Origin of the sequence: Pseudomonas sp. B3G-3, assembly GCF_028640915.1 — a bacterium.
GTDB lineage: Bacteria > Pseudomonadota > Gammaproteobacteria > Pseudomonadales > Pseudomonadaceae > Aquipseudomonas > Aquipseudomonas chlororaphis_I.
Window position 1 is genome coordinate 66,677 of record NZ_JAQZAB010000131.1, and the last position, 13,284, is coordinate 79,960.

Consider the following 13,284-nt stretch of genomic DNA (forward strand, 5'->3'; position numbering starts at 1 on the left):
GCGACTCGGCGCTCAACCCAGATCGAGCATCAACCCGCTCAGGCGCTTGACCTTGCGCCGCACCGCCTCCTCGAACACCCCGGCCCGCGGCTCGATCAGGCTGAACCAGTCCTTGGCCCGGGTGATGCCGGTGTAGATCAGCTCCTTGGTCAGCACCGGGTTCAGCGCCTCGGGCAGGATCAGCGCGGTGTGGGCGAATTCCGAGCCCTGGGATTTGTGCACGGTCATGGCGTACACGGTTTCCACATCGTTGAGCCGGCTCGGCAGCACGAAACGCACGCCTCCCTGGCCGTCATTGCGCGGGAAGGCCACCCGCAGCACCCGCCGCCCGTCCTGCGCGCCTTCGTGCTCGGGCAGCTTCAAGGCAATGCCGATATCGCCGTTCATCAGGCCCAGGCCGTAATCGTTGCGGGTCATCAGCACCGGACGACCTTCGTACCACTGCTGATCGCTCTCGATCAGCCGCGCCTTGAACAGGGCAGCGGTGATCCGCTGGTTCAAGCCCTCGACACCCCAAGGCCCCTTGCGCACCGCGCAGAGCAACTGGAACTGGTCGAAGGCCTGCAGCACATCGCGGGCCCAGGCGGTCCAGCGCGGATCTTCCAGCGCGGTATCGGCAGGCGGGCGCTGGCCGCGCAGCAGGCTCAGGTAATGCCGGTAACCCTGCGGCCCGTCACCGTGGCCCTCCAGCAGCAAGCGCTCCAGGGCGCGATCCTGCTCGCCCTTGAGGCTCAAGCCATACAGGTCGGCGTGGCTGCGGGCGGCCAACAGGCGGCGCGCTTCCTCGGCCTGCTGCTGGTTGACCCAGCGTGCCAGCTGGCCGATACCGCTGCCTTCGCCGAACCGCCGGGAGTGGCGCAGCATCACCACCTGCTGGGCCAGCGGGTGAGTACCGACGTTGTCTTCCTGCAGACCGCTGTCCGCCAATTGTTCGCCGCTGACGGCCTCTAGCCAGTTGCGGGTCTGCGGGCTGTACCAGCCGGCCTCGGCATCGCGGCACAGATCGCCAAGCACCGCACCGGCTTCCACCGAGGCCAATTGATCCTTGTCGCCGAGCAACACCAGGCGCGCGTGCACCGGCAACGCATCGAGCAGATTGGCCATCATCTCCAGGTCGATCATCGAGGCTTCGTCGACCACCAGCACATCCAGCGGCAAGCGGTTGCCGGCGTGATGGCGGAAGTGCCGGGTGCCCGGACGATTGCCCAGCAGCCGGTGCACCGTGGTCACGTCGCTGGGGATCTTCTCGCGCACGCTGTCATCGACCGACAGGGAACGCACTTGCAGGCTGATGGATTCGGTCAGACGCGCCGCCGCCTTGCCGGTAGGCGCCGCGAGGCGGATACGCAAAGGCTTGCCGGCTTCGACAGCCGGCGCCTGAAGCAAGGCCAGCAGGCGCACCACGGTCGTGGTTTTACCGGTACCGGGCCCGCCGGTAATGATGCTGAAGGCGCCACGGGTGGCCAGCGCACAGGCGAGTTTCTGCCAGTCGACCGGCCCCGTCGCCTTAGCCGCCCCGAACAGGCCGCCCAGGCGCTCGGCCAGATCCGCGGGGGTTTCCTCCTGCACCGCCAGGCGCTGGCGCAAGGCATTGTCGATGCGCCGCTCATAGGCCCAGTAGCGGCGCAGATACAGGCGTTTGCCCGACAACACCAAAGGCCGCTGGCGGGCCTGCTCGCTCTGGTCGGCCGCCAGCGCCACCAGGCGACTGGCCGCCAGGGCCTTGCACCAATGCGCCCCGTCCAGCGTCGCCAGCACCTGCGACGGCAGTACCGCCGCGGTGCTTTGCAGATCGCCTTCCGGCGGCAGGGACAGGGCGAAATCCGGCTCCTTGAGGGTTTCGAACAGGTCCAGGCAGACATGACCATGGCCCAGTTGATGGCTGGTCAACGCCGCGGCCATCAGCACCAGCGGATCGCCTTGCGGCTCCAGTTCATGCAGGAAGCCTACGAAAGCCTTGTCCAGGGCGCGCAGCCAGCCGCGCTCGACCCAACGGTCGAGCAACAGCAGCAGATCGGCAGCCCGTACCAGGGGCGCCAGGTCGGGCTGGGGCTGGGGTTCCAGCGGCGTCAGCAGATCCTCGATCACAGCAATACTCCCTGTTCCCACGCCGGCTCGGCCTTGGGCTGCTCAGGTTTGCCCTGGAACAAGCGGTCCAGGCGCTCGATCAGCTCACGGGGCGGCCGGGTGAAAAACACGCCGCGGCTGGCCGAGCCCGTGCCGCGCAAGAACAGATACAGGGCGCCGCCCATGTGCCGGTCGTAATCGTAGTCCGCCAGGCGCGCGCGCAACTGGCGATGCAGGGCCAGCAGGTACAACACGTATTGCAGGTCGTAACGGTTGTCGAGAATCGATTGTTCCATGGCCTGCTCGGTATAGGCGGCGTCATCCACGCCCAGCCAGTTGGATTTGTAGTCGGCCACGTAATAGCGCCCTTCATGCTCGAAGGTCAGGTCGATAAAGCCCTTGAACATGCCGTTGAGCAGGACCGGTTCGGCGGTCACCCGCGGCACGCCTTGATGGGTGTACTGGCGCACCAGTTCGTCGAGCTTGAGCACGTCAACCTTGTGGCTGGCGAACCAGAACTCCATCTCGACCCGGTATTGGCTCAACTGCGCGAGCACCACCGATGGCCGCCCCGCCCCGGCAGGCAAAGGCAGTTGCAACAGGTGCCGCAACCAATCGCTCAGGGTCCGAATCCAGCCTTCCCAACCGCGGCGATTACAGCGCCGGCCGATGGCATCCTCGATAGCAACGGGGTCGGCGACAAACCCCTCGTCACCGGCCCACTCCAGCAGGCCATGGAGGAAGGTCCCCGGGTTCGGTCCACGGGGGAAGCGATGGATATCCGCGCCGCTGGCCACGACTTCACGTGGGGCATCGGGGTCGAGGCGCTCGTCGTCGAAGAGTTTCTGCGCCTGCGGGCTTTCCGGCGCCTCGGTATTGCCGGCGCCCAAGCTGTCACTGATACGCAGGGCACTATAGGAAGCGATCCACCAGTTTTCCGCGGCGCGCCGCTTGGGAGCCAGGGGCGCCAACAGGGTGGCGTCGTTGCGTGGCGGATGGAAACGGCTGTCGGTGGCGCTGGGCATTTCCCCGACACTCATGGCCTCGCAGCCTTGCTGCAGGTCTTGCAGCCAGCGCGCCAGGCCACTGGACTCGTTCAACAGCGCACCGCCGCCCAACAGGTAACCCAAGGCAGAAAGGTGCAATACCGAGCTGTTGTGGTTGCCGCGCTTGAGGTCGGCGACACCCAGCCAGCAGGCATGCTGGGCACGGGTCAGAGCCACGTAGAGCAGGCGCAGGTCCTCGGCCAGACGCTCGTCGTCGGCCTGGGCGATCAGCTCCGGGGTCGGTCGCAGCGTCACCTGGGCCTTGCCCGATTCGTCGTGGTAATGCAGCGGCAGGCGACTGCCATCCACCGGCTTGGCCGAACAGATAAATGGCAGGAACACCAGCGGGTACTCCAGGCCCTTGGACTTGTGGATGGTCACCACCTTGACCAGCTGTTCGTCGCTTTCCAGACGCAGGATCTGTTCTTCGCCAGCCTGCCCGGACAGGGCCAGGTGCTCGGCCAGATGGCGGATCAGCGCTTGTTCGCCATCCAGTTCGGCAGCCGCCTGCTGCAACAGCTCGGACAAGTGCAGCAGGTTGGTCAGCACCCGTTCGCCATCGCTGCGGGCGATCAACGCCTGGGGCAACTGGAAGTCATGCAACAGGCGCCGCAGCATCGGTAGCACACCCTGGGTGCGCCAGATCAGGCGATAACCGCGGAACTGCATGACCCGGCTCTCCCAGGCCAATTCGTCCTGGTTCAGGCGCTCCAGCTCCACCAGCGGCAGGTTCAGGGTGATGGAGGCCAGCGCGGCGCGCAACGGGCGCTCGATATCCGGCTCGGCACAGGCCTTGAGCCAGGCCAGCAGGTCGTGGGCTTCCTGGGCGGCGAATACCGAGTCCTTGTCCGACAGGTACACGCTGCGCACCCCGCGCGCAGCCAGCTCACCGCGCACGGCCTGAGCCTCCTTGCCATCGCGGACCAGAATGGCAATGTCCGCCGGTAGCAAGCCCTTGAAGGGCTGGCCGTCACGGGCGAAGCCCACGCTGGCCTGCTGCCCGCCGTTGAGCAAGGTGACGATTTCGCTGGCGCAGGCCGCCGCCAGTTGCTGCCGGTACAGCGCACCGGAAATGGCTTGCTCCGTGGGCAGGTGCCAGATATTCAGCGCCGGCACCACCTGCCCTTCTCTCTGTAACTGCTCTTTGCGCCCCTGGGATGCCACCGACAGGAACGGCACCGGGTTCTCTCCGTTTTTCTCCCGGAACAGGAACGCGCCGCGCCCTTGCTCACGGGATTCGGCACGCTCGAATACGTGGTTCACCGCCTTGACCATGGCATGGCTGGAACGGAAGTTGGTGCCCAGGGTATGCAAGCGGCCGCTGGTGGCCTGGCGAGCGCGCAGGTAGGTGTAAATGTCCGCGCCACGGAAGGCGTAGATCGCCTGCTTGGGGTCGCCGATCAGGAACAGGCCGGTCTCGGGATTGTTGTCCTCGATGCGGTAGATGCTTTCGAAGATCCGGTACTGCACCGGATCGGTGTCCTGGAATTCGTCGATCAGGGCTACCGGGAACTGCTCGCGAATCAGCGTCGCCAGCCGCTCGCCACCCTCGGCCTGCAACGCGGCGTCGAGGCGCAGCAGCATGTCGTCGAAGCCCATCTCGGCCCGCCGGCGCTTTTCCTCTTCGAAGCGTGCGCCGACCCAACGCGCGGCGTGTTGCAACACCGCGGCGTCGGGGCTCGGCAAGGCATCGAGCGCGGCCTTGAGCCCGACCATGGCCTCCAGTGCGGGATGATCCGGCGCATCGCCCTTCCAGGCCTCGGCCATGCCTTCGGGGGTCAGGCGGCTGAAGCCGGTGCCGATATCCAGTTGCTCTATGGCCTCGTCTTCGGCCCAGGCGGTGATCTTTTCGAACCAGGGCTCGAAGTAACGCGCCTGCATCTTGCGGCCATCGACCGCCTTGCTGGCGACGCCCTGCAAGCAGATCTCCCGCAGCTGCGCGGCCCATTGCAGCCAGGGTGCCTTGAGCTGCACCAGGGCGGCGCGTCGTTCCAAAAGACAAGCTTCGATCAGTTGAGCCGGAGTCTGCTCCTGATCCACTTCACGCTCGCTGCCAAACAGCGCACGCACCCTTGGCAGCAAGGCCGCGGGTCCACCCCAGTTGGCCCGTACCCAGTTCAGTGCATCGCCCTGCATCGGGTAGCAAAACAGGCGCCAGTAATCGCGCAGCACTTCACCCAGAAGATCGCTGTGGTCGGTTTCCAGGGTCTGGGTAAACAGGCTGCCGCTGTCGAACGCGTGCTCGCGCAACATGCGCTGGCACCAACTGTGGATGGTCGAGACCGCGGCCTCATCCATCCATTGCGCGGCGATATCCAGGCGGCTGGCGCAACCCGGCCATTGCTCGGCGGCGAACTGATCGCGCAACTCGGCAATCAGCGCGTCGGGCGCGGTGGTTTCCTCGCGGAAGAAGCGCGCAGCTTCAGCCAGGCGGGTGCGAATCCGTTCACGCAGCTCCTTGGTCGCCGCGTCGGTGAAGGTCACCACCAGAATCTGCGGTGGCAGCAACTCGCGACCGAACCCGGCCAGTTCGCCGCCGTGTCCCAGCACCAGGCGCAGGTAGAGCGCCGAGATGGTAAAAGTCTTGCCAGTACCGGCGCTGGCTTCGATCAGTTGGCTGCCCCGTAGCGGGAACGCCAGGGCCAAAGGTGCTTGCCGGGTCATGCGTCTGCCTCCCCATTGGCCGCGGAGCGCCAGGGCGCCTGCAACAGTGGGCGGTACAGCGCCTCAACCCAGCCGCTGAAGGTTTCATCGGCGATCAACGCGTTGTAGTCCGGGTACTGGCGCGCCAGGGCCGGGCTTTCCCGACGCTCGCCATCGCTGGTCTGGCCGTCGCCTTCATAAGCTTTGCGCGCCGCGGCTTCGGCCTTGCCCGGGTCGCTCTGGCCCAGCCAGGCAAAAGCGGTTTTCACGGCTACCGGCAGCGGCTGGCACATGCCCGCCTGCCAGGCCAGCAACAGATCGCCCAGGCTTTGCAGTGCCGATTCGCGATCCAGAGGTGGCAGCAATAAGGTGTCGTCGCTGGCCACCAGCGCGGTGGTCAAGACATAACCACTGGCACAGGCCACCAGGTGATTGACCCAAGGCCGGGTCAAGCGGTGCCACTTGCGGGTCTTGGCTGAGCCAATGCTGTTGGGGATGGTGGTGACCGACAGCAACCCACCATCGCTGCGTTGGTGCAGGCCGCTCAACCAGCCTTCGAGTTTCACCTCATTGAGTTCAAGGGTAATCGGCAGGGCGCTGGTGACGGGGATTGGCCATAACTCCAGCAATTGCCGATAGCGCATCAGCAGATCCGGCAAGGGCTCGATCAGTTCTCTTTGCAGGCTCTCGCCAAAACCGGCCATGGGCAGCAAGCCACTGGCCTGTAGCCGCTGCGCCTGGGCCTGCAAGGCCTGGTCCGGATCATCGGCACTGTTCAACGCCGCCTCCAGCAGGCTGTCGCTCAGGCTGTAGCGTTGCAACGCGTCGAGCACAAAAGGCTCTTCGTCGGCCAAGGGCGCGTCGGCCGCCTCGAAGAACACCTTGAGGCGCTGGCTGAAGAAGTGCCGCACCGGGTTGCGCAGGAAGTCCTGCAATTGCCCCAGGCTTAAAGGCTCTTCCTGGACATAGGGCGCCAGAGGCTCGAGCGCTTGAGGAGACGCTTGGGTCTGGTGCAACAGCTGCCACTCACGGGCATAACTGAACAGTCCATCGCCCTCATGGAAATAGCGGGCACTGAAAGGTTGCAACGGATGCTCCTGGGTCATGGTGTGGAGCAGGTCGTCCTGGTCATTCGCCAGCTTCCAGCCACTGGCCAGGTGATCGCGCAACTGGCCGATCAGCACCGAAGCCGGGCGTTCGCTGTTGTCGCGAATGCTGCGACCGACCCAACTGACATACAACTGATCCCGCGCCGAAAGCAGCGCCTCCAGCAACAGGTAACGGTCGTCTTCACGCCGCGAACGGTCGCCGGGGCGGTAGTCGCTGCCCATCAGGTCGAAGTCCAGCGGCGGTTGTGCCCGCGGGTAGTCGCCGTCGTTCATCCCCAGCAGGCATACCAGCTTGAATGGAATCGCGCGCATCGGCATCAGCGTGCAGAAGTTCACCGCACCGGCCAGGAAGCGCTGGGACAAACGCCCCTGGTCCAGGCCGGCCAGCCAGGCCTCGCGGACCACAGTCAGCGGCAGCTCATCGCACAGGCCGACCGACTCGCAGGTTTCCAGCCAGGTTTCGCGCAAGTCTTCGAGTTGGCTCAGCAGGTAGTCGTCATGCTCGGTACTGGCCAGGAAGAACTGCTGTGTGAGGGCTTGCAGGCGCTCGCCCCACTGCGGCGGCGAAGCCGGCAAGGTGAGGTTCTGATACGCCGTCTCCAGTGCATCGAGCAAGGCCACCAGCGGCCCGATAAGTGCCGCGTCCAGGCCACCGATTTCATCGTAAGGCTCGATTCCCTCACAGGCATCGGAGCGTCCCACGGCGTAGCCCAGCAACATGCGGCGCAGGCCGAAACGCCAGCTGTTCTGCTCCAGTTCTTCCGGTAGTCCCAGGTCGGCCCGTTGTTCGGCGTTCATGCCCCAGCGGATGCCGGCACCTTCGATCCAGCGATGCAAGGTCGGCAGATCGGCTTCGTCTACACCAAAGCGGGCGCGTAATGCCGGGACATCCAGCAGGTCGAGGATTTCGCTGACGGGGAAACGGCTGTCCGGCAGCTTGAGCAGATGCTCCACGGCAATCAGCAATGGGTCGCGGCCACGCTGGCCCTGGTCTGTCAGGGTGAATGGAATGAAACGCCGATCGTCACGCTCCAGCTGACCGAAGACCGCGCGAATATGCGGCGCGTAACTGTCGATGTCCGGGACCATCACGATCACATCTCGCGGACGTAATTCGGGGTCCTCACTGAAGCGCGCGAGCAGTTGGTCGTGGAGAATTTCCACTTCGCGCTGGGCACTGTGGGCAATGTGAAAACGGATCGACTTGTCATGCTGTAGATCGACCGCCGGCCATAACTGACGGGTCTCCTCCAACGGGCGTAATTCGAGAATATCGTCCTGCAGCTGGTTCAGCAGGGTCTGCGGCTGGCTCTCGCTGAACAGGTCGATACGACCGTCGCGAAAGGCTGAGCGATAGCTGTTGGGATCGTCGTAGCTGTCGAGCAGGTTGATGTAGTCACGACCCTGTTTACCCCAGGCGGCGAGCAGCGGATGGGCATGCTGATGCAGGGTCTGTGGGTCTAGCACCGCGGGCATTCCCGCCTTGCGCGCCTGACGTTTGTATTGATGGCGCAACAGGTCCTTGTCGGCGACGATATCTGCCCAATGGTGACGACAGGGGTTGTGCACACACAGCAAAACCTGACTGAAGCGGGCCAATCCAGCCAGGGCTTCAAGGGCTTGTGCCGGCAGGGAGGAAATCCCGAAAACGATCACTCGCGAGGGCAACCCTTGTGGCGCCTTTTCCAGGTTGAGAATACGTTCGATGAAACGTTGGTGAACGCCGGCGCGACTCTGCGCCATACCCTCTTCCCCCACATCCAGCAACAACGCACGCCACAGTTCGGCCTGCCAGCAATTGGCGGGGGTCAGGGCCTTGGGCTCGCCTCGAGCACTGCGTAGTTGGTGACGTCCTGCTGCCCAGTCTTCCAGCCAGTCGGCGCGATAAACCTGATATTGGTCGAACAGGTCAGCCAGGCGCTCGGCCAATTGATAGCGCTTGCGCAGATCCGTGTCGTGAGTAAGGAAACGTCGTAGCGGTTCGAAGTGCGGCTGATCGATCAGCTCGGGCAAGAGTCGCATCAGGCGCCATGTCAGCGGTGCTTTATCCAGCAGGGATTTGGGCGGGATTTCATCGCGTCCCAGCACCATGCGATAGAGCTGCCACATGAAACTGCCGGGAAGTTGCACGTCGATGGCGGCGGCGATGCCGCAGCCGCCCATGTCGTCTTCCTCGGGATCCTCAGCCAGTGCCAGCTTCAGCCATTGGGCAATGCCGTTGCTCTGGACCAGGGCGATCTCATTCTCCAGAGGCGCCAAGGGGTAACGCCGCATCCAGCTGACCACCAGGCTGCGCAACTCGTCCAGGCGGTTACCGTGAACCACCATAAAACCAGCGCTGAGGGACGTGGCGTCCGGCATAAGGGCTTCCTTGGAAAATGCAAAAGCTAGGGCCGAACCTTAGCACTGTCACGCAGCGGTGACAGCTGAGAGGACCAACATGAGTGTTGCGGGGGATGAGGCATTTTTTGTCGCACAAAAACAAAACCCCAATTGCTTTCGCAATTGGGGTTTCGGAATTTAATCTTGACGATGACCTACTCTCACATGGGGAAACCCCACACTACCATCGGCGATGCATCGTTTCACTTCTGAGTTCGGGATGGGATCAGGTGGTTCCAATGCTCTATGGTCGTCAAGAAATTCGGTGTGCCGAGTCGTCTTTCGACGCTTCAGCAAATTGGGTATGTAATAGCTTTGTGTGTTTTCTCGAACTTTCGGTTCGTTTCGTCTTCACACACCGCAACTCGCTCTTAAGCAAATTGCTTGGGTGTTATATGGTCAAGCCTCACGGGCAATTAGTATTGGTTAGCTCAACGCCTCACAGCGCTTACACACCCAACCTATCAACGTCGTAGTCTTCGACGGCCCTTCAGGGAACTCAAGGTTCCAGTGAGATCTCATCTTGAGGCAAGTTTCCCGCTTAGATGCTTTCAGCGGTTATCTTTTCCGAACATAGCTACCCGGCAATGCCACTGGCGTGACAACCGGAACACCAGAGGTTCGTCCACTCCGGTCCTCTCGTACTAGGAGCAGCCCCTCTCAAATCTCAAACGTCCACGGCAGATAGGGACCGAACTGTCTCACGACGTTCTAAACCCAGCTCGCGTACCACTTTAAATGGCGAACAGCCATACCCTTGGGACCGGCTTCAGCCCCAGGATGTGATGAGCCGACATCGAGGTGCCAAACACCGCCGTCGATATGAACTCTTGGGCGGTATCAGCCTGTTATCCCCGGAGTACCTTTTATCCGTTGAGCGATGGCCCTTCCATACAGAACCACCGGATCACTAAGACCTACTTTCGTACCTGCTCGACGTGTCTGTCTCGCAGTCAAGCGCGCTTTTGCCTTTATACTCTACGACCGATTTCCGACCGGTCTGAGCGCACCTTCGTACTCCTCCGTTACTCTTTAGGAGGAGACCGCCCCAGTCAAACTACCCACCATACACTGTCCTCGATCCGGATAACGGACCTGAGTTAGAACCTCAAAGTTGCCAGGGTGGTATTTCAAGGATGGCTCCACGCGAACTGGCGTCCACGCTTCAAAGCCTCCCACCTATCCTACACAAGCAAATTCAAAGTCCAGTGCAAAGCTATAGTAAAGGTTCACGGGGTCTTTCCGTCTAGCCGCGGATACACTGCATCTTCACAGCGATTTCAATTTCACTGAGTCTCGGGTGGAGACAGCGCCGCCATCGTTACGCCATTCGTGCAGGTCGGAACTTACCCGACAAGGAATTTCGCTACCTTAGGACCGTTATAGTTACGGCCGCCGTTTACCGGGGCTTCGATCAAGAGCTTCGCGTTAGCTAACCCCATCAATTAACCTTCCGGCACCGGGCAGGCGTCACACCCTATACGTCCACTTTCGTGTTTGCAGAGTGCTGTGTTTTTAATAAACAGTCGCAGCGGCCTGGTATCTTCGACCGGCATGGGCTTACGGAGCAAGTCCTTCACCCTCACCGGCGCACCTTCTCCCGAAGTTACGGTGCCATTTTGCCTAGTTCCTTCACCCGAGTTCTCTCAAGCGCCTTGGTATTCTCTACCCAACCACCTGTGTCGGTTTGGGGTACGGTTCCTAGTTATCTGAAGCTTAGAAGCTTTTCTTGGAAGCATGGCATCAACCACTTCGTCACCTAAAAGGTAACTCGTCATCAGCTCTCGGCCTTAGAACCCCGGATTTACCTAAGATTCCAGCCTACCACCTTAAACTTGGACAACCAACGCCAAGCTGGCCTAGCCTTCTCCGTCCCTCCATCGCAATAACTAGAAGTACAGGAATATTAACCTGTTTTCCATCGACTACGCTTTTCAGCCTCGCCTTAGGGACCGACTAACCCTGCGTCGATTAACGTTGCGCAGGAAACCTTGGTCTTTCGGCGTGGGTGTTTTTCACACCCATTGTCGTTACTCATGTCAGCATTCGCACTTCTGATACCTCCAGCAAGCTTCTCAACTCACCTTCACAGGCTTACAGAACGCTCCTCTACCGCATCACTTACGTGATACCCGTAGCTTCGGTGTATGGTTTGAGCCCCGTTACATCTTCCGCGCAGGCCGACTCGACTAGTGAGCTATTACGCTTTCTTTAAAGGGTGGCTGCTTCTAAGCCAACCTCCTAGCTGTCTAAGCCTTCCCACATCGTTTCCCACTTAACCATAACTTTGGGACCTTAGCTGACGGTCTGGGTTGTTTCCCTTTTCACGACGGACGTTAGCACCCGCCGTGTGTCTCCCATGCTCGGCACTTGTAGGTATTCGGAGTTTGCATCGGTTTGGTAAGTCGGGATGACCCCCTAGCCGAAACAGTGCTCTACCCCCTACAGTGATACATGAGGCGCTACCTAAATAGCTTTCGAGGAGAACCAGCTATCTCCGAGCTTGATTAGCCTTTCACTCCGATCCACAGGTCATCCGCTAACTTTTCAACGGTAGTCGGTTCGGTCCTCCAGTCAGTGTTACCTAACCTTCAACCTGCCCATGGATAGATCGCCCGGTTTCGGGTCTATACCCAGCGACTAAACGCCCTATTAAGACTCGCTTTCGCTACGCCTCCCCTATTCGGTTAAGCTCGCCACTGAATATAAGTCGCTGACCCATTATACAAAAGGTACGCAGTCACAGAACAAAGTCTGCTCCCACTGCTTGTACGCATACGGTTTCAGGATCTATTTCACTCCCCTCTCCGGGGTTCTTTTCGCCTTTCCCTCACGGTACTAGTTCACTATCGGTCAGTCAGTAGTATTTAGCCTTGGAGGATGGTCCCCCCATATTCAGACAAAGTTTCTCGTGCTCCGTCCTACTCGATTTCATGACTAAGAGACTTTCGCGTACAGGGCTATCACCCACTATGGCCGCACTTTCCAGAGCGTTCCGCTAATCTCAAAGCCACTTAAGGGCTAGTCCCCGTTCGCTCGCCACTACTAAGGGAATCTCGGTTGATTTCTTTTCCTCAGGGTACTTAGATGTTTCAGTTCCCCTGGTTCGCCTCTTGCACCTATGTATTCAGTACAAGATAACCATCTTATGATGGCTGGGTTCCCCCATTCAGACATCTCCGGATCAAAGTCTGTTTGCCGACTCCCCGAAGCTTTTCGCAGGCTACCACGTCTTTCATCGCCTCTGACTGCCAAGGCATCCACCGTATGCGCTTCTTCACTTGACCATATAACCCCAAGCAATCTGGTTATACTGTGAAGACGACATTCGCCGAAAATTCGCGATTAAACTCACAAATTTTACCTTAGCCTGAATAAACACCAGTGAAAGTGCTATCCAGTCTATCTTTCTATCACATACCCAAATTTTTAAAGAACGATTCTGATAAAGATCAGAAATCAACATTCATCGCCTATCAGCGGAATGCTCATTTCTAAGCTTTAAACGATGGACACCAATCTGTAATGGTGGAGCCAAGCGGGATCGAACCGCTGACCTCCTGCGTGCAAGGCAGGCGCTCTCCCAGCTGAGCTATGGCCCCGTATCGCTACAGGGTGCACCAGTAATTGGTGGGTCTGGGCAGATTCGAACTGCCGACCTCACCCTTATCAGGGGTGCGCTCTAACCAACTGAGCTACAGACCCAATCGTCTTCTTCAATGAATCAAGCAATTCGTGTGGGAGCTTATGAAGCAGCTGATGTCGTCGATTAAGGAGGTGATCCAGCCGCAGGTTCCCCTACGGCTACCTTGTTACGACTTCACCCCAGTCATGAATCACACCGTGGTAACCGTCCTCCCGAAGGTTAGACTAGCTACTTCTGGTGCAACCCACTCCCATGGTGTGACGGGCGGTGTGTACAAGGCCCGGGAACGTATTCACCGCGACATTCTGATTCGCGATTACTAGCGATTCCGACTTCACGCAGTCGAGTTGCAGACTGCGATCCGGACTACGATCGGTTTTATGGGATTAGC

The 13,284-nt window shown here is 60.5% G+C and carries 3 protein-coding genes, 2 tRNA genes and 3 rRNA genes (1 of these 8 running past the window's edge); all 8 read right to left on the bottom strand.

The annotated features are described in order from the left end of the window. Positions 1-12 precede the first annotated feature (12 nt). Positions 13-2,088, bottom strand: a complete 2,076-nt coding sequence (gene recD / locus PVZ80_RS29915) for an exodeoxyribonuclease V subunit alpha (protein ID WP_273864928.1) — start codon at positions 2,086-2,088, stop codon at positions 13-15. After that, entirely contained in the window at positions 2,085-5,777 is a 3,693-nt protein-coding gene (recB, locus tag PVZ80_RS29920; RefSeq protein WP_273864929.1) for an exodeoxyribonuclease V subunit beta, read from the bottom strand. The genes recD and recB overlap by 4 nt, the downstream gene beginning before the upstream one ends. Further along, a complete protein-coding gene (gene recC / locus PVZ80_RS29925) occupies positions 5,774-9,226 on the bottom strand; it encodes an exodeoxyribonuclease V subunit gamma (RefSeq protein ID WP_273864930.1) in 3,453 nt (1,150 codons plus the stop codon). The genes recB and recC overlap by 4 nt, the downstream gene beginning before the upstream one ends. A 163-nt stretch (positions 9,227-9,389) precedes the next feature. Continuing rightward, positions 9,390-9,505, bottom strand: a 5S ribosomal RNA gene (rrf, locus tag PVZ80_RS29930). 137 nt (positions 9,506-9,642) lie between these two features. After that, a 23S ribosomal RNA gene (locus PVZ80_RS29935) occupies positions 9,643-12,534 on the bottom strand. 239 nt (positions 12,535-12,773) lie between these two features. Then, positions 12,774-12,849: transfer RNA gene (locus PVZ80_RS29940), tRNA-Ala, on the bottom strand. Between the two features lie 26 nt (positions 12,850-12,875). Next, positions 12,876-12,952, bottom strand: a tRNA-Ile gene (locus PVZ80_RS29945). Between the two features lie 65 nt (positions 12,953-13,017). Further along, positions 13,018-13,284 (bottom strand): 16S ribosomal RNA (locus PVZ80_RS29950) (it continues 1,270 nt past the right edge of the window). The 16S, 23S and 5S rRNA genes sit together here with 2 tRNA genes alongside, the layout of an rRNA operon.

What these genes read in the sequence shown, in the direction of transcription:
- recB (WP_273864929.1), bottom strand. Translation starts at nt 5,777, where the DNA reads ATGACCCGGCAAGCACCTTTGGCCCTGGCGTTCCCGCTACGGGGCAGC.
- recC (WP_273864930.1), bottom strand. Translation starts at nt 9,226, where the DNA reads ATGCCGGACGCCACGTCCCTCAGCGCTGGTTTTATGGTGGTTCACGGT.